14 protein-coding genes are annotated in these 24,194 nt (G+C 44.6%); 1 reads left to right on the plus strand and 13 read right to left on the minus strand.

Features of this window, described 5'->3' with window-relative positions; genetic code table 11:
* Nucleotides 1-88: 88 nt before the first annotated feature.
* From AHMF7605_RS04520 to AHMF7605_RS04560, 9 genes are all read right to left on the minus strand, one after another.
* Entirely contained in the window at nucleotides 89-1,555 is a 1,467-nt protein-coding gene (locus AHMF7605_RS04520; RefSeq protein ID WP_106926861.1) for a DUF1501 domain-containing protein, read from the minus strand.
* Between the two features lie 237 nt (nucleotides 1,556-1,792).
* Nucleotides 1,793-4,297, minus strand: a complete 2,505-nt coding sequence (locus AHMF7605_RS04525) for a DUF1549 domain-containing protein (protein WP_106926863.1) — start codon at nucleotides 4,295-4,297, stop codon at nucleotides 1,793-1,795.
* 90 nt (nucleotides 4,298-4,387) lie between these two features.
* The gene (locus tag AHMF7605_RS04530) at nucleotides 4,388-5,893 is read right to left on the minus strand and encodes a RagB/SusD family nutrient uptake outer membrane protein (RefSeq protein WP_106926865.1); all 1,506 of its coding nucleotides are present in this window, start codon (nucleotides 5,891-5,893) and stop codon (nucleotides 4,388-4,390) included.
* An 11-nt stretch (nucleotides 5,894-5,904) separates the two neighbouring features.
* Entirely contained in the window at nucleotides 5,905-8,964 is a 3,060-nt protein-coding gene (locus AHMF7605_RS04535) for a SusC/RagA family TonB-linked outer membrane protein (RefSeq protein ID WP_233218941.1), read from the minus strand.
* Nucleotides 8,965-9,506: 542 nt separating this feature from the next.
* A complete protein-coding gene (locus AHMF7605_RS04540) occupies nucleotides 9,507-11,681 on the minus strand; it encodes a c-type cytochrome domain-containing protein (protein WP_106926869.1) in 2,175 nt (724 codons plus the stop codon).
* Between the two features lie 107 nt (nucleotides 11,682-11,788).
* Nucleotides 11,789-12,022, minus strand: coding sequence for a hypothetical protein (locus tag AHMF7605_RS04545; RefSeq protein WP_146153517.1), 234 nt, complete (start codon nucleotides 12,020-12,022; stop codon nucleotides 11,789-11,791).
* Between the two features lie 280 nt (nucleotides 12,023-12,302).
* Nucleotides 12,303-13,757 (minus strand): DUF1501 domain-containing protein, encoded by a 1,455-nt coding sequence (locus AHMF7605_RS04550; protein ID WP_106926872.1) that lies wholly within the window; start codon nucleotides 13,755-13,757, stop codon nucleotides 12,303-12,305.
* 3 nt (nucleotides 13,758-13,760) lie between these two features.
* Nucleotides 13,761-16,076 carry a PSD1 and planctomycete cytochrome C domain-containing protein gene (locus tag AHMF7605_RS04555; protein WP_106926874.1) on the minus strand — a complete coding sequence of 772 codons (2,316 nt, stop codon included), beginning with the start codon at nucleotides 16,074-16,076 and terminating at the stop codon, nucleotides 13,761-13,763.
* 367 nt (nucleotides 16,077-16,443) lie between these two features.
* On the minus strand, nucleotides 16,444-17,616 hold the full coding sequence (locus tag AHMF7605_RS04560) for an FG-GAP repeat domain-containing protein (RefSeq protein WP_106926876.1): 1,173 nt from the start codon (nucleotides 17,614-17,616) through the stop codon (nucleotides 16,444-16,446).
* A 488-nt stretch (nucleotides 17,617-18,104) separates the two neighbouring features.
* On the opposite strand from AHMF7605_RS04560, the gene AHMF7605_RS04565 reads away from it, so the two are divergent.
* Entirely contained in the window at nucleotides 18,105-18,890 is a 786-nt protein-coding gene (locus tag AHMF7605_RS04565) for a 3-keto-disaccharide hydrolase (protein WP_106926878.1), read from the plus strand.
* A 510-nt stretch (nucleotides 18,891-19,400) separates the two neighbouring features.
* Here the strand turns inward: AHMF7605_RS04565 and AHMF7605_RS04570 are convergent.
* The 4 genes from AHMF7605_RS04570 to AHMF7605_RS04585 all read right to left on the minus strand — a co-directional run bounded on the left by AHMF7605_RS04570 (nucleotide 19,401) and on the right by AHMF7605_RS04585 (nucleotide 24,122).
* Nucleotides 19,401-20,564, minus strand: a complete 1,164-nt coding sequence (locus AHMF7605_RS04570; protein WP_106926880.1) for a Gfo/Idh/MocA family protein — start codon at nucleotides 20,562-20,564, stop codon at nucleotides 19,401-19,403.
* A 6-nt stretch (nucleotides 20,565-20,570) separates the two neighbouring features.
* Nucleotides 20,571-21,647 (minus strand): sugar phosphate isomerase/epimerase family protein, encoded by a 1,077-nt coding sequence (locus AHMF7605_RS04575; protein ID WP_106926882.1) that lies wholly within the window; start codon nucleotides 21,645-21,647, stop codon nucleotides 20,571-20,573.
* A gap of 165 nt (nucleotides 21,648-21,812) precedes the next feature.
* Entirely contained in the window at nucleotides 21,813-23,036 is a 1,224-nt protein-coding gene (locus AHMF7605_RS04580; RefSeq protein WP_106926884.1) for a class I mannose-6-phosphate isomerase, read from the minus strand.
* A 15-nt stretch (nucleotides 23,037-23,051) separates the two neighbouring features.
* Nucleotides 23,052-24,122, minus strand: coding sequence for an aldose 1-epimerase family protein (locus AHMF7605_RS04585; RefSeq protein ID WP_106926886.1), 1,071 nt, complete (start codon nucleotides 24,120-24,122; stop codon nucleotides 23,052-23,054).
* Between the last annotated feature and the right edge of the window lie 72 nt (nucleotides 24,123-24,194).

The raw sequence follows: 24,194 nt of genomic DNA on the forward strand, positions 1-24,194 counted from the left end.
TAAGCTTCCTTTTTCTCCTGGGGTCGGAATAGCTAACAAGTTTTACTTGCCCGATAAATAGCCCAATAAATTACTAAATAGCTCCGCATTAAGCAAATAATTCCATTACCGGTTTTCCTAAACCATCGGGAGTAGTGTAAAAAGGTCGTTCTTCAATGATGGCGTGAGCGTCTTCGGCGATGCCTAAAGCATGATAAATGGTCTGGTGAATTTGGTCGATTTTAATGGGTTTTTCTACTGTCTTGCAAGGCCTTTCATCCGCCGTTCGGCCGTAAACGTTACCTTTTTTCAAACCACCCCCAAACATCAAAATAGAGCAACCATCGGTGAAATGCCGGTGCATGCCGTAGTTTTTAATGTCGTTGATAATGGTGGGTTGATCTACCTGGTGCTTTACTTCCGCTCCGGGGCGACCTTCCAGCATCATATCGCGGCTAAATTCGCTGGCTAAAATAACAATGGTCCGATCTAAGTGGCCGGTTTTATCTAAATCTTTAATCAGTTGAGCTACCGGACCATCAATATGCTTCTTCATATCCGCAGCCCGGGTATGGCCGTTTTCGTGGGTATCCCAACCTAAAAAAGGCACGTATTCGGTAGTAACACTTATAAAACGGGCACCTTTTTCCGTAAGCCGACGCGCCAATAAACAGCCTAAACCAAACTTGCCGGTATTATAAATAGCATAACTTTCTTTAGGTTCGGTGCTCAAGTCAAAGGCTTTGGCTTCCGGCGAATTGAGCAGCCTATACGATTGCTCCATCGCCCGTTTCAGCGATTCTTTTTGGTAATCACTCCCGAATTCCCCGAATGCGCTTTGGCTAATTAGTTCGTTGTATAATTGGTTGCGTCGCTCGAATCTTTTATACGACATGCCTACCGGTGGTTTCACGCTATCTAAACCGCTGGTCGGGTCCGCAATCATGAAAGGTCCGAATTCATTACCCAAAAAGCCGGAAGTATGAAATGCCTTTAATTCTTCGCCTTCGCCTAAAGTTAAACGTTGTCCGATATCAATAAAAGCGGGAATAACCGGATTTTTAGGTCCTAGTTCTTTGGCAATCCAGGCGCCAATATGCGGGGCGGCTACCGATTGGGGTGGTTCGTAACAGGTGTGCCAATGGTATTGATGCCGGGAATGCAGAATAAAACCCAAATCGGCGGCCACGTACGACCGGATTAAAGTACCTTTGTTCATTACCTTCCCAATCGATTCTAAACCTTCAGAAAAGTGAATGCCATCTAAAACGGTAGGTACGGCTTTAAAGGTGCTCAGTACCCGGTTGGAATCCATGCCTTTTTCAAAGGGAGTGTATCGTTTGGGGTCAAAAGTATCCGTATGCGCCATGCCGCCCGCCATCCACAATAATATAACGGTATCTGCTTTTGTTTGCGCGATTTTGTTTTTAACCGCTGCTGATTCCAACACTTTTTGGTTTTTATCCCGGCTGCAAGAAGTTAATAAACCACTCAAAGGAGCACCAGCTGCCAAAGCAGATAAGGTAGCAGCACTCGCGTTTTTTAAAAATTCTCGTCTATCCCATTTGGTTTTCATCATGGTTATTAGTTGCAAGTTATAGATTGCAATTTATAAGTTACAAGTTTGTAAATTATTCTATTTTAGTAATCTAAGTGTTCCTAATTAAAGAATATCTTTCTCATTATTAGCTTCAGTACACTACTATCAAATTTTCCAAATAAAGCTGGAAGTAATTTGAAATCTGAGTTACCCTTGGCTTTAACAAGGGAATTGAAAGCTATGGTCTATAGACCATGGACTATCGTCTGACATCTAAAATATAAACTGAAATTCCGGCAATAATACAATGGCCCACAAGAAATCCTGAACCGACTCGGATTGGGGTGTAGGACCTAGCATTTTTTTGGCTACCATGATTTCCCGGGGAAGTGGGTCCCTCCCAAAGGCTTTCCGGTAAACTTCCCGGATGATAATTTCTGATTCTTTGTACTGCGAAATCCAATTATCTGCCCCTTTTTTTAAAACCTCGTTAAATTTTTTGCCATTGGTAAGTTCCATGGCTTGCAGCAAGTTCGCCTGCGACTCGCGACCCGTAATTACGGTTTCGCGGTTAGGCCGGCCTAAGGCCGTTAAAAAACCATCATTTTTCACCAGGGAAGCCCGGACGAAAGGCGTTTTTAAAGGATTTGGTTTTTCTTTACCGGCCGGATTGTATTGCAGCGACGAATCGGCGTACACGGGTTGAATGGTACGGCTAACCGCATCCGCAAATTGTTCCGCGGACAAGCGCCGCCGCAACATACCCGTAAATTTGTAATCGGTAGTATTTAATTTATTTACATCTTTGATGCCTACCGACGGCAATTGGTAGGTTTTAGAAGTGGTAATCAGGTAAATTAATTCTTTTACGTCGTAACCGCGGGCTACAAAATCCGAAGCCAGCCAATCGAGTAAATCCTGGCTCCAGGGTTCGTTGTCCATGGCATCTACCGGAGCTACCATGCCGCGGCCCATTAATTGGCCCCAAACCCGGTTCACTAAAGTCCGGTACAAACGGCCATTTTGCGGCTTCGCCATGTTTTCCGCCAATTGCTTCAATTTTACTTCTACCGGTGCATTTTTATCAATCGTACCCAGTTCTTTCCATAAGATTTTTGTGTCGGCCATTTTACCGGTAGGCACATCGCAACGATTAATTTCCAGGGTAGTATCGGCAAATACATTGGCAAAGGCATACGCATCGGCTAGTTTCCAATCGCTCACGAAACTGTCGTGGCAAGAGGCACATTTTAAGTTTAATCCTAAAAATACCTGCGATACATTTTGCGCCGCCTGCATTTCCACTCTTTGACTGGCGTTCACCACCCCCCGCCATTGAATACCGCTGATAAAGCCTTTCGATTCTTCGGTAGGATTTAATAGTTCTTTTACAAACTGATTATAGGGTTTATTGCTTTCTAAAGATTTATAGAGCCAATCCGAAATATTATAGCGTCCGTTGGTAATATAACCGGTGCCGGAATAATCGTTCCGCAGGGCATCGTTCCAAAACGTAAGCCAATTCAGGGCATAATCTTCTTTGCGGTTCAATAACTGTCGTACCCAAATAGCTCTTTTATCCGGCCGGGTATCCTTGATAAAAGCTTCCAGTTCTTCCGGGGAAGGCACAATGCCGATGATATCCATGTAAATCCGGCGCAGGTAAGTGCGATCGCCCACTACTTTCGGCCAAACTATTTTATTTTTGGTAAAATATTGGTTTACCCACAAATCCACCGGATTTTGCAGTTCTTTGGTAACAGGTGGTAAGGCAGGTAAACGGGGTTTTAGCTCGGCTACCCGGTAAATACTTTTCTGTCCTTTGTCCGGCCACGGGGCGCCTTTTTTAATCCAGTACGTAATCAAAGCAATATCCTCGGTACTTAAAGCCTTTCCTTTGCCCGGCATCGATTCTTTGTGACTGCGGGGTAGAGTAATACGCCGGATCAGCTCACTTTTTTCCGGTTGTCCCGGAATAATAATAGGCCCTGACTTGCCACCTTTAAATACTAAATCTTTCTGATCAAGTCGTAGTTCGCCTTTAATTTTGTCGGAACTGTGGCATTTGTAGCAACTATGGGCAAAAATAGCTCTTACCTGAACGCTTAATTCTACTTCTTTGGCAGGGTCTAGTTTACCACCTTCCTGCAACGAAACTAAGGTGAATTTTTTCTCACCCGCCGGCGTGTTTTCGTAATCGTCGGTCCAGGGCATAACGCTGGTTAAGTAAACATCGCCGTGGGTTAAAGAAGCACCATAATGGCCGGCGGCGGTAACCCCAACCGCCGTAAAAATTAAAACTCCGCGGTAGACTTTAATTAATTTCCAGCGCTCCTTTTTTTCAACGATGTACAAAACAAAAGCGGTGAGTACACTCAGAACTGCCGTGGCTACACCGGTCCAGCGATGAAGCGCTAATAGGTCACCGGAATAATCTTCCTGACCGGCCAGCAATAAACCCAAAATAGCTGCTATAACTGCACCGCCCGCACCAATGAGCACGAGTAAATCAATGCCTGGCCGGAGACGGGAAGTAAAATTTCGGAGAGTGGCGACTTCCAGGATGGCGGCCAAACAAAGTAAGGTTACCGGAAAATGGACGGCTAAAGGATGTAAGCGACCGAGCAATTTCCAGAGCCAGAAGCCACCGTTGCCGCTAGTTGTAGCCACTATTGGTTCGGCAAACCCGTACGCTAAACAATCGGGTAAAAAGTAACAAATTAGAATGAAAATACTAATTTTAAAGAGCTCGGTTCTGGGAAAAAGATTCTGCTTCATAAACTAAATTGGTAATAATTGCCGAAACCAGAGAACTAGAAAGGAATTATCCTTTTCATAATCAACTAATTAAGGTACCTAATCATTCCATTAATAACCAGGATTCTGGGTTAATTTATCATTAATCAGAATTTGTGGCGCCGGAATGGGTAAAACATATTCATTATCGGTGTATACATAATCCAGGGCATTAAAGGCCACGCCGCCTCGGTCCACAGTTGGGCTGGCTTTTTCTTTGGCGGCATACTCGTTCATAAACTGGGCAAGTTCGGCGGGAGTTTTCGTTCTTTTTAAATCAAACCAACGGTGGTTCTCAAAAGCCAGTTCCACTCTTCTTTCCTGCAAAACTTTTTCCCGGAAAGTTTCTTTGTTTAATCCGTTTAACTCCGCCAGTCCGGCCCGTCTCCGTACTTGGTTCAAATAATCATAGGCTTCGACCGTTGGACCGGATTGTTCATTCAGCGCTTCGGCCAGCATTAACAATACATCGGAATAGCGGAGAACCGGCCAGTTATTATCCGTACGGCCGGCAATTGTATGCGGGTAATGGTACTTGTTTACATAGGGTATCGCTACGAATTCTCCTTTCGCATTGGTATAGCCGGTTTTTAAAGAAATATCTTTCCGTAAATCACCCGTTTCGTAGGCGGCAATCATATCGTTGGTAGGTATGTTACGGCCAGCTGGAGCAACGCTAGCAAACCCGGTAATAACCCCCTGAGATAAACGGGGAGCAAAAGTGTACATAAAACTGCTCCACTCGCCTAAGTCGTTACCACCCTGGTATTGTACTTCAAAAATTGATTCCATGCCGTTTTTTTTCTGCGGATCAAAGTTGTCGGCGTAATTGGCGTATAAAGCATAACCCAGCGGTAGTACCTGCTGGAGGGTTGAAATGGCTTCCGGATATTGTTTTTTAGTCAGGTACACTTTGCCTAATAAACTTAAAGCTGCTCCTTTCGTCACTCGTCCGGCATTAGCCGCATCGTAGCTATTGGGCAGAGCAGTTACTGCCTCTTTCAGGTCAGTTTCTATCTGCGTATAAATTTCGGCTTCCGGCGACCTTACCAAATCAAAGGCTTCGTCGGGTTTTTCCAAAGTGGTGGTAACTAAAACCACATCCCCGAAGTAGCGCACCAGATTAAAGTAATAATAAGCCCTAATAAATTTAAGTTGACCTTCGATAACAGTTTTAGCGGCTGGATCGATGGTAGTGCTGGCAGCTAGTTTTTCAAGGGTAAAATTAATATTATATAGACCGGCGTAGTACGTGTTCCATAAATTGGATATTTCGCCGTTGCCGGAATTTACCGTCGAAAACTCAAAAGCTTCCCAGCCAGCGGCTCCCCCCCGGTCCAGCGGGTTAAAATCCAGGGTAGTATTATCGGAAGTAAACTCCTGGAAAATATACGCATTATTAGAAATCGTCTGAAGTTGGCCGTAAACTCCGTTCAAGGCTTGTTCCACCTGTTTCTGGTCTTTGTAAAAAAGGTCGGTGCCAATGCGGGTAGGATCGGTGGTTACCAAAAAGTCGTCGTCGCAGGAAACTTGAATTAGGCTGAGCAGAATAATACTGATAGCAGTTATTTTTTTCATCTTGCTTAGATTTAGAAGTTAAGACTAGCACCTACGGAGAAAGTTCTTGGCACCGGATAAGATTCATCGTCATTATTTAGTTCGGTGCCGCCCCGCACACCGGCATCGGGGTTATTGCCCGGATAGTCCGTAATCAAAAACATGTTGGAGGCATTGATAAATATCCGGGCGTTAGTTAAGACAGATTTTATTTGCGGTAGAGTATAACCCAGAGTAATATTTTTCACCCAGATATGGCTGGCATCGTACACATAGCGTTCGCTGCTTTCCCGCGACCATTTAAAGTAGTTGGTGCCGCCCTGCGAATTTTTAGCATTGGGGTTAGATCCCGGATTTTCGGGGGAGCGCCAGCGGTCTTTGGCTTTATCTAACACATTAAATACGCCATCCATATTCATGGTAGAAGCCTCAATGTTCCGGTAAACATCGTAGTTCTGAGCGCCGGTAAATAAAATATTAAAATCGAAGCGCTTGTAATCGGCGGCAAAGGTCCAGGCCCAGGTAAAAGCCGGATTAGGATTGCCAATCTCCACCATGTCTTTGGTATCGTAAGAAATTACCCCGTCACCGTTGGCATCAAAAAACTTCATCCCCCCCGGAATAACCCCGTCTTGTTTAGGTGCCGCATCAATTTCGGCCTGGGTATTAAAAATGCCTAATTTTTTATAACCGTATATCATCCCAATCGGGCGACCCACTTTCTGCACGTTGTAGCCGCCGTAAAAGCCGCCGTACCAGAGCATATCATTGGCTCCTTTTATGGCCAATATTTTACTCCGGTTAAAGGTTATATTCGGGCTGGTACGGAAATTAACGGGGCCAATAGCAGTTTTAAATTCCAGTCCAAATTCAAAGCCTTTGTTCTGCACCTTTCCAATGTTGGCTAAGCTGGTAGTAAACCCGGAAACCGCCGGAATGGAAATAGGCAGTAACATATCGTTGGTAATCTTTTTGTAATACTCGGCCGTTAAGACTATTTTATTATTCAGCAACGCTAAATCCAGACCCAGGTCTAACTGATTCGATTTTTCCCAGCCCAACTCCGTATTAGCAAAAGAACTTACTATTTTACCCGGGGCAAAAGCGTTCCCCAATATGTAATTATTGGCATTCATAAAAGCTAGGTGCGAATAATTACCAATATTGTTATTACCGGTCATCCCCCAACTAGCCCGCAGTTTTAAATCGTTTAACCAGGTAAATTTGGGCATAAAAAGTTCTTCGGAAACGCGCCAGCCCAAAGAGGCCGCCGGGAAATTACCGTATTTATTTTTCTCCCCGAACCGCGAGCTTCCTTCCCGCCGCATGGAAGCCGAAAATAAGTATTTATCTCTAAAGGAATAATTTACCCGGCTCAGGTAAGCCAGTAAGTTCCAGCCGTATTCGTAGGAATTAGACGAGCGGATAGAAGCCGCCCCCAGATAAGGCACTAAATCATCGGGAAAAGTATTGCCCGAACCATCCACTCCCCGCACTTTTTCTTCCTGGGCTGTAAAACCAACCAATACATCCAAATGGTGATTAGCGCCTAATTCGGGTGCGTAGGTAAGCAGTTGATCCGTAGAAAGATTGTACAATTGTTCGGTAATTTCCCGGGCCGTAGCGGTTTTAGGTGGCGCACCTGCCGTTCCGGAACCCAGAGCCGAGCCAATGGTAGACGGAATATACTCGTTGTAGTTATTATAATTTAATTTCGCGTTTACGGAGGAACGGAATTTCAAACCCTTGAACAAGGAGAGCTCTACGTACCCGTTCGATAAAACATCGGCAATGTTTCTTCGACGGGTAATATTTTTTAAGGCAAATACGGGATTAGGATAGCCAAAAACACCGTCGGCGCCGCCAATGTAAGGCCTTAAAGAACCGTCTTCGTTATACATGGGCTCCCGGGGGTCCATAATCAAGGTAGAACCCACCAGGGCATCTCGGCCATCGGTATTGGCTACATTTTGTTTGGAGTAGCTGCCATTAATATTAAAGCCAATGGCGATAAATTTATTTACTTCACCAGCCAAATTAGCCCGCGCCGAAATCCGGTCGTAATTGGTTTCAATAATAGAACCTTGCTCTTTAAAATAACCCACTGACAGAACCGATTTTATGGGTCCTTTGCCGGACGAAAGCGTTAGGTTATAATCTTGATAAGGAGCATTATTATTTAGAATTTCGTCGAACCAGTTGGTGGAGTATTTGGTTTGTTCCGGAAAACGGAATCCAATCGGCACTTCGGAAATATCCGGTTCGCGTTTTTGAAAATACCGGATATTATCCATGAAAACTTCTTTCTTGAATTGAGCAAATTCTACTCCGTTCAGCACCGATACTTTCCGGGAATCCGGAATATTCTGAATGCCGTAATCGGCAGTAAAGGTTAAGCCAACTTTGCCTTCCTTCGCGCTTTTAGTCGTAATTAAAACTACGCCGTTAGATCCTCGGGCACCATAAATAGCCGTTGAGGCGGCATCTTTCAGAATGGTAATACTTTCAATATCGTTGGGGTTTAAATTTTGCCCCACATTGGTTCCTACCGCAAAACCATCTATTACGTACAAGGGGTCGCTGCCGGCCCCCAAGGAACTAATGCCCCGTACCCGTACTTCAAACTGACTACCGGGCGTACCATTTTTTTGTTTTACCGCTACTCCGGGTGCCTGGCCCTGAATTAATCGGGTGACGTTAGAGGCCGGAACTTCCCCGATATCGCCCATATTTATATTAGATACCGCCGAAGTAATATCCCGTTTCCGTTGCGTGCCGTAGCCTACTACTACCACTTCTTCCAAAGCCTTCACATCGGCACCCAGCGTAATGTTAATAGAGTTGCGGTTATTAATGGCAACTTCCTGGGTATTATAACCAATAAAAGAAATTACTAAGGTGCCTTCGCCATTGGGTACAGTTAAACTATAATTACCCGATGGGTCGGTTGAGGTACCGTTGGTGGTTCCTTTGAGCAACACGGTAACGCCAGGTAGGCCTTCGCCTTTATCTCCCGTGACCTTACCGGTAACCGCGATATTTTGCGCCCAGGCTTCGGTCGTGGCCATTAGCAACAGCAGAAATAGAAGCATATACTTCCGCTTTTTTGGTAAATAGTCTTTCATAAATAACATCATTTAGCTGTAGATGAAATAATTAGAACCTGTATAAAGAGTAAGCAGATAAAATTTTTAAAATAGTCTGGCCCATACTAGTAGTAATATACCCAGGATAAAACCAAGGCAGAATACCTGTTATAGGTTGACAGAAATGAATGTACTTTACATGAAAACTTACCTATTAATATGTCTAGAGATACCTCTATATAATTAAGACTCGTCCGGTTCAGCTGGAAGCTTATTTAGCCGTACGTGCGGCTTTACACCTGTGTGATTTTTTCTGAAAGCATATACTTTATCTTTCAGCCTTATAAATTTTGCAGGTATATTTTATAAGGTAAAATTTATTGAATTAAATAAAGGGAACTATCCTGTTGTATCCTGTGCTGGAAAGAATTATGTAAAATTTCCAATATTGCTACCTATTTAATTGAAAATTTATGGAGAATCCAGATTTAAGCTGCAGGTATTTCTAAAAATGCAAGGAAAATTAAATCTATTAGCTGAGAAGCGTTTTAATTTAAAAATACCTCATCGATTAAGAGCAAAGCGGGGCTTCCTTTACTCTTGTGCCAACCAGGTAATTGTTTTACGGGCTTCGCGACAATTTTTAGATAAGAAACCGGGTGGGGCTTAAATTTACTCTCCAATAATTGAATAACGGGTTTGTTCACCTGGGTGGGTTGTTTTGGTTTTAAGGTGGCTAATAGCTGTAAATGGTCTTTAGTAGTACCGCCCCAAACTTCTACGGTACTTGGCGGGAATATATTATTTTCAGATTCAATCAAGGTATTCAGGGCGACTGCCGAAAGCAGAATGGGTTGCTTAAATTCCGAAACGAGTTCCATTTCATTTTTATAAAAACCGGCCCAATTATTTGCCCAAGCCGGACTGTTCGCGTTAAAGGTACCTAATTCACCGTCGAAGAAAGTTTTAGCGCCGCTGGCCTGGTGTACCCGGTTCAGAGGATAAACCAATCGAACGCTATCCGGTTTATAATTACTACGGTACAGGTTGAAAACGGCTACTTCACTGCCCAGCCAACCGGTTTTGTAGGCTCTCGCTTTTAGAGTCGTCATTCCGGCTAATATCGTTCCGCTCTTAAAAATTAATGATTTGCTACTATCGGGCTCGCTGCCATTTAAGGTATACCGGATCGTAACGCCTTTAATGGGATGAAATAATTGCAAAGGCAAAGTTTCCCGGAAAATGGGGGAGCTGTTTTTAAGCTGCGGCGGGTTTAGTTTGATCAGGCGGGTACCATCGTCTTTAAAACCAGCGATAAAATTTATGTTCTTATAGGTACGCTGTAATTGTTGTATTTCCGTATCCGTTAAACCGGTATTCCACAAAGTAAGCGTATGCAAATTTTTAAAACCAGGTAATTGTTTTTGTAAATCTTGGTAATGCAAATTAGTACCGGATAGGGATAAGTTTTCCAGGTGTGGCAATGGCGATAATTCCGTTAGTCCTTTCCCGGTGATATCCGTGAAATTCAGATTTAAGCGGCGCAGATTTTGAAACTGGCTCACTGTTTTTAAATCCGCATCTTTCACCGGTAACTTGTTAAGCTCCAAAGAAACAATTTGTTGCTTAACCTCTTTTAAATCGGCTAATGTTTTAGCGGTAAAGGCTTGCTTATTATAAATGTTTACGGCCAATGCCGGGGATTCTTTAGCAAGGGGGGTAACTACGCGGTAATTTGTATTTAGCTTTTCAATAGTCTTTTCGTCAGCTGCCGCAAAATTATATTCTGGTGGAGCATCGGAATCAGGCTTTAAAAAAGTTGTGGCTAATAACCGCAACGAATCATTAGCTGGTAAGTCTATTACTTTTTCACTAAAATCAGCATTTGCTTTCACCCACAGGTATAATAACGCAGATTCATTAGGAGTAAGCTGCGTTTTACCAGCGGGCGGCATGTGCTTTTTATCTTCTACTGGCAAATGAATGCGTTGGAGCAATAAACTTTTTTCTGGCTTACCCGCCACGAATAACTTACCAGTTTTGCCTCCTTTCTGAATGGAGGCGGAATCCGTTAGAATTAATTTGCCTTTAATTTTATCGGGATTATGACAGTTACTGCATTTTTTTTCAAAAATTGGTTGTACTACGTGTTCGAATACTACGGCCTGCTCCAACGGAATAGCAGGAACTTCCGCAATGGTAATGGGTTCCAGAATAAAATTTTCGCCGTGCGTTAATATTGCGCCATAATGCCCGACAAATATGAGGGTGAATGTGGTAACCAACGCACCAAATTTAGCCGTACGGTCGTTGTACCACTTAGTCTGTTGAATCCAGTAAAAGATGGAAGTAAAGAATAAAATACTTACGCCTAACCATTTGTGCCATTGTAAAATAGAACCATCATAACCCTCTTCTTTCGATAAAAACAAACCCATTAAAATCGTTACCGCCGAAGTTAAAATACCGGCTAGAAATAAATTAGACGTAAAGCTTTGGTAAAATTCCTGAGTGCGGTACTTAGAGTTAAACCTAAAAAACTCCAGTACCATAGCCAACAGCAAAATGACGATGGGAAAGTGCAAAAGTACCGGGTGCATTCTGCCGAGGGGTTGCAGCCAGAATGGAACGGATAGGTATTTTTCAAAAACCAGAAAAAAAAGGATGAATACGTTAAAAGCAAAAACAAGATTTTCGGCGTAACCTTTCAGGTTGCTTTTCATGGTTGAGGGAGAAGGATTATTTAAATTTTTTCTTGTTTTACCTCGCTTAATAAGCATTATTATCTCGGTTTATTAGAATTTAGGCATGACAAAGGATATTGTTTAATCTAGCGTTGTTCATTGGAGCCGGTTCCCGTCTCTGGTGCTGATGCGGTAGAACCATACCCTGTTTGCCTCCTGGCCGGCGGGCCCCGTCGGGACGCTCGGTCGGGCTGCTCTTCCTTTGCTCCTGACGTCGCAATTCCTCGTACCTCGGCACCGGAAAACCAACGCCCGCCCTCGCTGCCCCGACTGCGATATCTTCCAATAGCTACTGCTTGCCGGCCAGTAACTTTTCCCATAAGTTATTTCTCAACAGGAGTGCCATAATCATAGCCTTAACTAAGCAAGGAAGCCTTTACATACATTTGTATCAACCAACTATGCAACAAGCAGCCTAAGGTCAGTGCAGAGCCCGACGATTTTGTGTTTGAGCGCAGCGAGTTAAAAATTGTCCTGACTTTTTTGGTTCTAGGGGTAGGGGCCCTCTTACTTTGTGTCAAGACAAAAAGGACAAAGACTTAAGCAATGAAACAACTCAACCAGAAATCATAAAGAAAGTCATCTATGCGAACAATATATTTATATCAAAATATCTTTTACTACTTTCCCCGCTACATCCGTTAACCGATACCGGCGACCTAAATGTTTGAAAATCAGCTTTTCGTGGTCCAGCCCTAACTGGTGCAGAACGGTGGCTTGAAAATCGTGGACGTGGACCGGGTCTTTAATAACGTTGTAACCAAAATCATCGGTATCGCCGTACACGATGCCAGGTTTAACCCCGCCACCCGCCATCCAGATACTAAAGCAACGCGGATGATGATCGCGGCCGTAATTATCTTTAGTTAGTTTGCCCTGGCTGTAACTGGTACGGCCAAACTCACCGCCCCAGATGACCAAGGTTTCGTCGAGTAAGCCCCGCTGTTTTAAATCGGTAACTAAAGCCGCCGAAGCTTGGTCTACATCTTTTGCCTGACTGGTAATCTCGTAAGGTAAGTTGCCGTGTTGGTCCCAGCCCTGGTGATATAGTTGCACAAACCGGACGCCATTTTCCGATAATTTACGCGCCAGCAAACAATTAGCGGCAAAAGTGCCCGGCACTAAACATTCCGGACCGTATAATTTTATTACATCGTCGGGTTCTTTGGAAAGGTCCATCACTTCGGGCACGGCGGTTTGCATGCGGTACGCCATCTCGTATTGCTGCACTTTAGTGGTTATCTCGGGGTCGCCAAATTCGTCGTAAGCCAGTTGATTGAGGGCCGATAAGTTATCCAGCATTTTGCGGCGCGCCTGCCGGTCCATTCCTTCCGGGTCTCTTATATAAAGTACTGGGTCTTCGCCTTTACTAAACTGTACCCCTTGGTGAATAGAATCCAAAAAACCATTCGTCCAAAGTTTGGAATAAACCCCTTGCCCGTTACCAATGCCCCGGGAAAGCAACACCGTAAAAGCCGGCAAATTTTTGTTTTCGCTACCTAATCCATAACTCAGCCAGGCACCCATGCTGGGGCGGTTACCCTGCTGCGAACCGGTTTGTACAAAAGTTAGGGCCGGATCGTGGTTAATGGCTTCGGTAAACATCGATTTCACAATGCAGATATCATCCACAATTTTGGCCGTATGCGGAAATAAATCGCTCACCCAGGCCCGCGACTCACCGTATTGTTTGAAATCTATAAATGAACCGGCCAAAGGAAAAGAATCCTGGTTGGCCGTCATGCCGGTTAAGCGTTGGTTGCCCCGCACCGAAGTGGGCAATTCCTTGCCGTTCATTTCTCGTAGTTTGGGCTTATAGTCGAAAGATTCCAGTTGCGAAGGGGCGCCGTTCTGAAACAGGTAAATAACCCGCTTGGCTTTGGGCGCAAAATGAGGAATACCCGCATTCAAACCAGACTCATCCAAACCACTACCTTTAAACAGGTCCGGTATCAATAAAGAGCCTAAAGCTACGCTGCCCAATCCTAAACTTAACTTAGATAAGAAGTGGCGGCGGTTAAAACTAAAGCCGTGTTCCAGAATCTCTTTTTCCATGATTTAAGTTTTTGAAAGGGTTTCTTCTAAATTATAAATAGTGGTTACTACCTGCATCAAGGCGGCGAGCTTTATTTTATCGGTTTTTGCTGGTAAGGGGTACTCGCCTACCGACAACCTTTTTTCTGCTATTGGCTTGTTTAAGGTTTTAAGCTCGTCCTGGTAGTAATTGCTTAGGAGTTGCATTTCCTTTTTATTAGGCTGGCGGCAAACTATTGTCCGGAAAGCCTTTTGGATTTTATCATTGGCCGGGCTGTTTTCCTGCAACAGTTTGGCGGCTAATACTCGCGAGGCTTCCAGTACGGTTGGGTCGTTCATCATAATTAAGGCCTGCAAAGGGGTATTAGTATTTAGTCTTTTGACTTCGCACTGGTCGCGGTTGCTGGCATCGAAAATACTCATGCTAGGCGGAGGAACAGTTCTTTTTATTAAAGTATACATACCCCGCCGGTAGAGGCTGGTGCCATGGTCTTGCTTATATACCGATAGCAAACCACGGCCAGAGGTGGCACCTTCCCATAAACCCGGCGGTTGATAAGGCTTTACGCTGGGTCCGCCAATGGTTTTATTTAACAAGCCACTGCTTGCCAAAACTAAATCCCGGACAAACTCAGCCGGAATCCGGTACCGGGGAGCGCGGGCGAGTAAAATATTATTGGGGTCAGTTTTTAATTTTTCGGGAGTTATTACCGCCGACTGCCGGTAGGTAGCGGAAGTAACCAGTTGCTTTACGAGTCGTTTGGTATCCCAACTGTGTTCCCGGAAATCTACCGCCAGCCAATCAAGCAAGGCCGGGTGGGAGGGAAGTTCGCCCTGCATACCAAAATCGCCGGAAGTTTTAACAATGCCTTTCCCGAAAAACTCCTGCCATACCCGGTTTACATAGACCCGGGCCGTAAGGGGGTTGCGTTCATCAAATAACCATTGCGCCAAACCTAAGCGGTTCTTAGGATATTTTTTATTGAAGGGCAAAATGGCTTTGGGCGTACCCGGTTGTACTTCCTTGCCCGGTGCATCGTAAGCGCCCCGGTTCAGGATATGGGTTTTCCGTAAGGTATCTAAATCGCCCATTACGGATACAATAAGCCGGCTGGTATCTTGTTTATTGATAAAAGTGAGAATATTCTTTACTTCTTCGTTACTGATAGTTATCAGCGGTTTCTTCGCGTAGGTTTCCGGGCCACCAATTACCGATTCTATTCCCACTTCTTTTACGTTATTAAAAAAGGAGTAGAGCTGATAATATTCTTTCTGCGAAAAAGGATCGTATTTATGATCGTGGCAACGGGCGCATTCGGTAGTAACGCCTAATAAAGCTTTGCCAAAGGTATCGCTGCGGTCGGTTACGTACATTACCCGGTATTCTTCGTCCACCACGCCGCCTTCTTCGGTAATTTTATGATTACGGTTAAAACCGGTAGCCAATAACTGTTCTTTAGTGGCATTTGGCATTAAATCGCCGGCTAACTGCCAGGTAATAAAATCTTTATAAGACATGTTCCGGTTCAGGGCGTGGATTACCCAATCGCGCCAGGGCCACTGGGTACGGTAACCATCGTCCTGAAAACCGTGCGAATCGGCGTAACGGGCGACATCTAGCCAATGGACGGCCATTTTTTCACCGTAAGCCGGATTTCGCAGCAGCTCATCCACTATTTTTTCGTAAGCGTTAGCGCTGGTATCAGCCAGAAAACGATCCATTAGCTGCAGGCTGGGCGGCAAGCCAATCAGATCCAGACTAACCCGCTTTAACAAACGCTCTTTATCCGCTTCGGGGTTAGGGGATAGACCTTTTTGCTCTTGTTTCTCCAGAATAAAATAATCAATTTGGTTTCGAGCCCAGTCTTTTTGTTTTATTAAAGGCAAGGCGGGTTTTTTAGGAGCGACAAAAGCCCAGTGAGGTTCGTATTTAGCTCCTTGTTTAATCCATTTTTGAATGAGTTGTATTTCGCGGGTAGTTAATTTAAGGTTAGAGCCCGCTGGCGGCATCACCATGGCGGTGTCCGGACTGGAAATGCGCTGGTATACGACCGATAATTCGGGTTTTCCCGGTACCAGAGCGTGGGCAGTAGGATTTTCTTCGAGGGCTTTATAGGCTTCTTCGGCAATATCCAAACGTAGTCCAGCTTCCCGTTTGTTCGCATCCGGACCGTGGCAGGCATAACAATTATCCGAAAGTATAGGCCGGATATCAAAATTATAACTCACCTGATCGGGCAATGACCCGGCCGAAGAGTTAGAGTCAGACCCAGAAGTGCAAGCTTGCAGGAAACCGGCAGCGGTTATAAATGCCATCCATAGAATTTGTTTCTGGGTCATAGAAATCTTAATTTAATAAAGTAAGAGCAGTTGAGCAATACCAAATACAAGGGTTAAACTTTAATATAAAAGGCAATCATTTAAATACTTTCAACTGCTAATTTTCTTTGATAACCAAAAAGATACGAAATTTGTAGCGCATTTTTACTAACCGATGCAAACAGAATTTTTGGAATGATAAATTTGCTTGTCCGGATTTAATAACTGCAGGTTAACAGAAAAATAACGAGGAATAAAGTTTCGGTCAATTTGGAAATCAAGATCAGGGTAATTTTCCTTATATCCCGATAATCCGGGCTGAATAAACCTTAAATTATTATGTTACCAGTATCTATTTGCCTAATTTTTTATCATTTTGCTATCTTTTTTACTCACTCCCTTGATTAAAAAATACATAAAGCCCGTCTTTCCCGGCTACAATAATATCTTTTCTTCCCGAACCGGTCAGGTCGGTAACGCTGAAATAAATGCCCGCGCCTTTGCCTTCACCGAATGGCCCATAACTCACAATTTGTTTCGTGAATGATTCGCCGTTCCATTTGTAATAATAAATTCCTAAAGGATCAAATTCGCCAGGGTCGTTGCCGTTATGGGCGCGATAACGTTTGCCGGTTATTAATTCTTCCTGCCCATCGCCATCTAAATCGAGCCAATGCATGGTATGAAACTGCGAGTTGTTTAAGTCGATGGCGTGTTTTAGCCAAGTAGATTTTTTTGATTTTTTATCTTTTTTCTGCTCGTACCAGTGCAAACCGTAACCGTGCCCCTGGCCTACAATCAGGTCATTTAAACCATCTTTATTGACATCGGCCACCAGAATCGGTACACTGGAAGTTCCCAGTTTAAAATCTTCGTGGAAATTCCAGGTTTGTTTAAACGGCTGAGCCGGCGCTTCGAGCCAGCCATTCTCTACCAGTAAGTCGCCCCGGCCGTCGTTGTTTACATCCCCAAAACCTAAGCCGTGGCCGTGTTTCCCCATTATCCGGTGCGGCTCAAAGCGACCGGTTCCTTTGCCCTGGCTATTTTTAACTAAGCGGTAAATAACCAAAGAATCATTGGGGGTATTCGGAATAATTTCGGGTACACCGTCGCCATCTACGTCCCAGGCGCGGGTAGTTTCTATGTTACCAGCTTCGGCAATTCGGTGTTCCGGCCATTCTTGTCCGTTACCCGGATTTTCGCGCCAGGTTAAAGTTTTACCGAACCAGCCGCCGGTAACAAAATCTATTTTGTGGTCGCCGTTTACATCTAAGGGTACCGTCGAAAAATCGTCCCAGTATTCGCCAAAGCGTTTTACTTCGCCAATGTAATGCCGGTTTAAAAACTTCGGACCTTCGTACCAATAAGAACCCGATACAAGGTCGGGTATTTTATCGTTATTCACGTCAAACACATCCACCGATTCAAAGCTTTCGGCCGCAATTTGCTGTTTAACAAATTTCAGCGGTTTGCTGCCTGGCGGCGCTTTTTCTTTAGACTGACCCGAACAGATATTTACCAGTAAAACCAGCGCTAAGGCAGGAACGAAAACTTTTGGCATGAGGCGCATTTTAGGTATTTCTTCACTCTTTCTGAGTAACCGCAAAGTATTTATAGTAATTTCCGGCTGGTAAGCCGAATGGTTCTACAATTGGAACTAGCTCTTAAATTATTTTCTTTTTATGTTTTATTATCCTGCCGTGTCCTGTTTTAAATTAAGAGCAAAAAAGCCAATTGTTATTTGCCGGTAATTTCAGGAGAGATTATTTATTTTAAAATGTAAACTGCCGCAGGAAGAAGAAAATTATATTAAAAAATTTAATCAGATTCGAGGGAATTTTATTTTAAACTTTTAAACTTTTTAATGAATTCAGACAGGATACGACAGGATAGAAAGCCCTTTCGCATTAAATAAATTAGCCATTACTAAACGGTCTTCACATTCCGGAAACCAGGGTAAATTGTGGGATTATTCGCTACATTTACTAGCTAAATACCTGATTACCGGGGAGTTTTATCTTACTAAATCGTTCCTAAACCAACAGCAAAATGCATAAAAAATCGTTTTTTTCCTGTATCCCGGTGGCTATCCTGTGTGTGGGCTTATTAACCGGTAATTGCCAGAATAAAAATATAAACAAGAGCCAACGCGACAAGGAAGGGTTTACTTCCATATTTGATGGCAAAACTTTAAAAGGCTGGGAAGGGGACCCGAAATACTGGCGCGTAGAAAAGGGCACTTTGGTGGGCGAAATTACTCCCACTACGCTCTTAAAAACCAATTCGTTTATTATCTGGCGCGGCGGTACTCCGGCTGATTTTGAATTAAAAGGTTCGTTCAAAATAACTACCGACGGCAACACCGGCGTCAATTACCGCAGCGAACAACTAACCGATATTCCTTTTGCCTTAAAAGGGTACCAAGCCGATATTGACGGAAAAATCCGGTATACGGGGCAAAATTACGAAGAGCGCGGCCGCACCACTCTGGCTTACCGCGGCGAAATTGTTACTGTAAATACCCAGGAAAATGCAGAAAACCCGGAGTCGTTCCGGGCCAACGTTAAAAATAATGCCTGGCAGGCGCGCCAGGTTACCGGCTCTTTGGGCAAAAGCGATTCACTGCAAACCTTGATAAAAAGCGACGACTGGAACGACTTTCACCTCGTGGTAAAAGGCAACCGGTTGCAGCATTACGTAAACGGGGTTTTAATGAGCGATGTAACCGATAATGATACCGCTAACCGTAAAATGAGCGGTTTACTGGGCGTGCAAGTACACGTAGGCCCACCCATGAAAGTACAGTATCGTAACTTACGCTTGAAGCAGTTATAAGCGACTAGTATTCTTTATTATCAAGGGGAACATAAAGGAACCTTAATTATTTTACTTGTTGCTTTTACCAGCACTCTCGTAAGCTGGCTTAAAGGTAAGTAAGGTAATTAAGGTTCTTTTTTCAAGACAGATTCTTTGGTTTATCTTTACCCAGTCCTGAATAGATTGTTTGCAATGCCTTTTAATGATGAAGCCTATTCTACCATGCTTTTGCCATACTCTAAGATTTAATTCCTTATTTGTACATTTTCCAGCAGCACTTCTACGCGAATACAGCTAACTCTGAATTTTTTGGCCGTATAATTTATGAGTTCCTGCACAATCCGGTAAACAGCAGTATAAAGAATTGGCCAATATTATTTTTTAAGGATACAGACGATTTTATTTGCTAATTCTAGTACTAATCGTTTAGCAAGCCGTATTTCTTTAGATTAAAAATAAAAGTGGCCAGAATAAAGATTACGGATTAGGTAAACTGTACTCTGACCACCCTAAAAAACTTAATTTAACTTACTTAACCAATTCGCCGATTCCGGTACTTTTCCAGCTACGGGTTGCTGCCGATTCAAGTACGGCTTCGCAAACTTTTTGGGTTTCCAAGGCTTCCTGGAAGGTAGGGGAGCAAGGTTCGCCAGTCTCCAGGGCTTTCAAAAAGTCAGCTACCTGATGAATAAAGGAATGCTCGTACCCAATAGATAAGCCAGGCACCCACCATTTATCCATGTACGGTTGGTCCCCATCGGTAACGTGAATAGAACGCCAGCCCCGCACAATCGATTCATCGCGGTGATCAAAATACTCCAGCCGGTTTAAATCGTGCAAATCCCAGCGGATGGAGGCATGCTCGCCGTTGATTTCAAAGGTATACAAGGCCTTATGACCGCGGGCATAGCGGGTTGATTCAAACAAACCCAGAGAACCGTTTTCGAAATGACAATGGAAAATACAAGCATCATCAATACCTACTTGTTGTTTCTGACCGGTAAGAGCATGGGTTCGTTCTTTAACAAACGTTTCCGTAACCGCCGATACATCGGTAATGCCTCCATTCAGCCATAAGGCCGTATCAATGCAATGCGCCAGCAAATCGCCGGTTACGCCGGAACCAGCTGCTTCTACATCCAGCCGCCAGGTACCGGCTCCTCCTTGGGGAACATCGGCACTAATGGTCCAATCCTGCAAAAAATTTGCCCGGTAATGAAATATACGGCCTAGTTTACCTGAATCAATAATATTTTTAGCCAGGGTTACGGCCGGTAAACGGCGGTAATTGTACCAAACCGTATTTGGTACGCCAGCTTTTTCAATGGCATCTACCATTTCTTGCGATTCGGCCAGAGTACGAGCCAAAGGTTTTTCGCAAAGTACCATTTTACCGGCTTTAGCCGCCGCAATGGCAATTTCAGCGTGGGTATCGTTAGGCGTACAAATATCTACAGCATCAATATCGTCGCGGGCAATTACCTGGCGCCAATCTGTTTCGTACGATTCATAACCCCATTGCTCGGCAAAGGCTTTTACTTTGGCTTCGTTGCGGGTACACACAGCCTTTAAAACGGGCCGGTGCGTTAATTCCGGGAAAAAGTCGCTCACGCGTTTATAGCCGTTCGTGTGCGTGCGTCCCATAAAACCACCGCCAATTAATCCAATTCTTAGTTCTTTTTTATTGCTCATAAAGGTTTAACCGATTAAGGATTCTTCGTTTACTTGTACCGGTTCGTGCCACCCGTGGGCTTGCCGCACTTTAATCATGGTAGCCAGAATGTCGTTCCAGGTTTGCTGGTTCATCATGACATCGTTCGGGAACATGCACCCATCCCAGCAGATATGTTGCACCGCTTTAGTTAATTCCCCATTTTCGTCGCGCAACCAGAAACCGGCATCTTGAACGATGTCGAGTTTGCCGTTAGGATCGGTAGCCAAACAATGCCGGCCGGTTTTGTCATGAGAACCGGAGCCAAATACGGTGCTGTCGTTTTGCGCTACGTGGAAGTCGATGGTCCAGGGCCGCAAGGCATTGGTGATAGTTTTTAAGCCTTCGGTTAAGACGGAACGGTCGCTCCAGTCGTAATTTTCCGGTAAAATACGGTCTTCCGGGTGATTGTAGCCTAAAAGGTAAAGTAAGGTGTGCGCCATATCCGCCTGAAAACCCATGTTAGGGCGATTAACGGCTTCTAAGGTTTGTACCATCGTGCGCCAGCTATGCATCCCACCCCAGCATATTTCGCCTTCCGCGGCTAAACGTTCACCGTATTCGGCCGCTACATCGCAAGCTTCCTGGAAAGTTTGGGCAATCAGTTTCGAATTGTTGACCGGGTCTTGTTCCCAGGATTCCGGCGAACTGGCAGAGTCGATGCGGATAACGCCGTAAGGCCGAACGCCGCGCTCCCGCAAAACTTTACCAAACTCGCAGGACCGACGAACCATATCCACGAAAGTGGCCCGTTCTGCCGCGCTGCCCATGGCCGGACCACCCCAGATTGGAGCGACCAAGCTACCTACATTTAAATTATATGCCGCAACTTTATCGGCTACCTCTTCGGCTGCCCGCCGAATATCTTCCAGACTGCCTTCCAAATTAATGTGCGGGTTAAACAAACCAAGGTCCACTCCGTCGAATTTAATACCATCCATTTCAGCGGCGGCGGTCATTTGGAGCATGGTGTCGAAAGGAATTACTGGCTCCGAATCGGGACCTTTTCCCACAATGCCCGGCCAGGTGGCATTATGGATTTTAGGATAATTATTTTCAGGCATAGCAATTAAATTTAGTAGCTAATTTATATTAAGTAGTTGTTTGTTATTGGTTATTAGTTGTTTATTAAGCGACTAATAAATTTCTAAAATGGAAAAAATAACTTGTACTTTAAACTAATTTCGTCTAAGTGCTTAAATGGTAAGAGGGTATTACTTAAAATTGTGTTACAGTACCAAATCCGGATTTCCCGGTCCGAAATGTTTTAGCATTACAATAGGGTCGGAGGTAGATGGATTACTGATGGTAATACCTTCGGAGGCAGCTTTTTCGCTGACAAAAAATTCGTCGTTGGTTAATTGCCCGTAACGAATTAAAGCGGGAGTTTCAATATCCCATACGCCCATTTTGCCGTGGCCCTGCATGACAATTAACCCGTAAGCGGCGCTGTCCTTAATGGTAACGGTTTGACCCGGCAGTACGGTTAATTCTTTCGCGCTATACGCTTCGTTTTTGTAGCAAATCCAGTTTTCAACGTAGCCTTCGGCCTGCATCTCGGCTAAATCCCTTACCGGTTTAGGCCGCATAAAATGATTCTGCATAAAATTAGGATCCACGTTGGCTTCCCAATCAATCACCTCCACTAACAAATCATAATCACCTTTACGGTCTTCGGGAGTACCATTCCAAAGTAACTCCTCCGGTATAATGGCTTCATTTACCAGAGATTGGTACATGGCAAAAATATCAGAAGCTTTTTGGGGCTCATACGTACATAAACTGCCGGGGGCGTGTAATATTCCGGGCGGCACATCCCAACCCGTACCTGGCTCTAAGCGGTAAGCCGAAGAGTAGTTCGTTATTTTATTATCGCCTTTGGTAAAGTTTTCCAGGCATTCTTTAATTTGTTCTTTGGTAGTACCCGGGGCAATACCGAAGAAGGTATAAGGAAAATCGCCGCCGTGGTTGTTGAGTTGCGGCGGGAAATAATAGGCTTCTGGTTTCCCTAACTGGCCCACCATAGCCGCGTACTCATCGCTGTGATGAATGTGGTGGGGCAAGGGTCCCATATTATCAAAAAACTTGGAATACATGGGCCAGGCCTGGTACTCGTTCCACAGACGCTCGCCAATTATTTCTCCTTTTAATTCGCTAATCGCGTCTTTCAACAGAATTTGCTGGTCCTTGGCACCATCATTAAACACAACGGCGCTAAGGCCCTCGTTTTCGCCGGTAAGCGGACCGTTTTTAGCCGGGGTAGTAGAGGATAACCACCTTTCATCAATTCCTCCCCGTTCGCCGCCGAGCACATAATAATCATCGGGGTGCAACTTAATTCTGCGGCCGGGTACGCAAAAAGAACGAGGCACCCAGGTGGGGGCTAACCGTAATATACCTTTACCTTGTTCTAATGCTTTTGCCGCTAAACTTAATTTTTCCTTAGTTTCCATAAAAAATTGGGTAGGTTAATCCGCTGAGATATTATTTTGTAAAAATTTTAGAATGCTGTCGGGGCTGGTAAATACTTCTATCTCCAGCTCGTAATGCCGGCTTTCGCCGGGGTTGATAAATAGGAGTTGTTGCTGTTCCCGAGCTTTGGCTTGTCCGATAGGAGGATGGGTGCCCGGTTCGAGGCCGGTAACGTATTCGTTTTTTCCCCAGTGTTGCCAGTTAGTAAACCAGGGAAGCTGCGCTTTTTGAAATCGTAAAGCAACCGCTAAATTTAAACGGGCATTATGTAAACCGGTAGTACACCATCCAGCGGCATCCGGCGTAACCTGAATAAAGGCTACTTCTTCGCCGCTACCCGCGTGGGTGTCTAAAGGCGGGGAGCACTTCCGGAAATTATTTCCTTCTCTGAATATTTTGGTACTCGTTACCTCACCCGGCGATTGCCACTCACCATTCCAGATTATATCGGTGCCTTCGTCTACTAAAGGCCAGCCAAAATTACAGTGGTAGAGCAGCATGTGCGGCGCGGGCGTATTGCCCCGGTTGATAACTTCATCTTTTATCCGGATGCTTGCTCGACCAAGAGTGCTGGATAGGTTTCGTTTCAATTCTAAGCTCGGCCCCAATACCTGGGTTTGTTTCATGCGACCGGTAATACTCATTTCCATTTGGCCGGTAAATGGATCGGGTTGAATAATAGATTCTATTTCAGCCGGGATATTACTGATTTGGCCGTGTAAGCCGCGTTCGCCGGTAGCATCTTGCTCGGGTCCACCCACGTGCGATAAGCCACAAGTGGTAATTAAACCGCCGCCGAAAGTTCGTAGCCATTCCAGGCCATGGTTCGAAAAAGGTTCCGGGGCCGTAATACCACCGTGACTGATCCAAGCCAGGCTATGTTGGTTGTAAAAGGCATCGGCAATATCCATGGCCCGGTCCAGCACTACTTTATACCGGAGACCGGTGCCGGTATTGATCCAGGCAATCCGGGTTCCTTTACCGGGACCATTGTCCAACACGGCGGTTTCAATGCCACCCAGTTGAGTTGGGTGAGAAATTTTATCTTGCCAAGGTTGTGGTATCAAGTTGTTCTTTTTACAAATAGGCTTAAAAACTAGAAAGAAAAATGATTAAATAAAAACGAATTAACTACTTAA

Origin of the sequence: Adhaeribacter arboris, from assembly GCF_003023845.1 — a bacterium.
Classification (GTDB): domain Bacteria; phylum Bacteroidota; class Bacteroidia; order Cytophagales; family Hymenobacteraceae; genus Adhaeribacter; species Adhaeribacter arboris.

What these genes read in the sequence shown, in the direction of transcription:
- AHMF7605_RS04580 (WP_106926884.1), bottom strand. Translation starts at nt 23,036, where the DNA reads ATGGAAACTAAGGAAAAATTAAGTTTAGCGGCAAAAGCATTAGAACAA.
- AHMF7605_RS04530 (WP_106926865.1), bottom strand. Translation starts at nt 5,893, where the DNA reads ATGAAAAAAATAACTGCTATCAGTATTATTCTGCTCAGCCTAATTCAA.
- AHMF7605_RS04535 (WP_233218941.1), bottom strand. Translation starts at nt 8,964, where the DNA reads ATGCTTCTATTTCTGCTGTTGCTAATGGCCACGACCGAAGCCTGGGCG.
- AHMF7605_RS04540 (WP_106926869.1), bottom strand. Translation starts at nt 11,681, where the DNA reads ATGAAAAGCAACCTGAAAGGTTACGCCGAAAATCTTGTTTTTGCTTTT.
- AHMF7605_RS04520 (WP_106926861.1), bottom strand. Translation starts at nt 1,555, where the DNA reads ATGAAAACCAAATGGGATAGACGAGAATTTTTAAAAAACGCGAGTGCT.
- AHMF7605_RS04570 (WP_106926880.1), bottom strand. Translation starts at nt 20,564, where the DNA reads ATGAGCAATAAAAAAGAACTAAGAATTGGATTAATTGGCGGTGGTTTT.
- AHMF7605_RS04565 (WP_106926878.1), top strand. Translation starts at nt 18,105, where the DNA reads ATGCATAAAAAATCGTTTTTTTCCTGTATCCCGGTGGCTATCCTGTGT.
- AHMF7605_RS04560 (WP_106926876.1), bottom strand. Translation starts at nt 17,616, where the DNA reads ATGCCAAAAGTTTTCGTTCCTGCCTTAGCGCTGGTTTTACTGGTAAAT.
- AHMF7605_RS04545 (WP_146153517.1), bottom strand. Translation starts at nt 12,022, where the DNA reads ATGGGAAAAGTTACTGGCCGGCAAGCAGTAGCTATTGGAAGATATCGC.
- AHMF7605_RS04525 (WP_106926863.1), bottom strand. Translation starts at nt 4,297, where the DNA reads ATGAAGCAGAATCTTTTTCCCAGAACCGAGCTCTTTAAAATTAGTATT.
- AHMF7605_RS04550 (WP_106926872.1), bottom strand. Translation starts at nt 13,757, where the DNA reads ATGGAAAAAGAGATTCTGGAACACGGCTTTAGTTTTAACCGCCGCCAC.
- AHMF7605_RS04555 (WP_106926874.1), bottom strand. Translation starts at nt 16,076, where the DNA reads ATGACCCAGAAACAAATTCTATGGATGGCATTTATAACCGCTGCCGGT.
- AHMF7605_RS04575 (WP_106926882.1), bottom strand. Translation starts at nt 21,647, where the DNA reads ATGCCTGAAAATAATTATCCTAAAATCCATAATGCCACCTGGCCGGGC.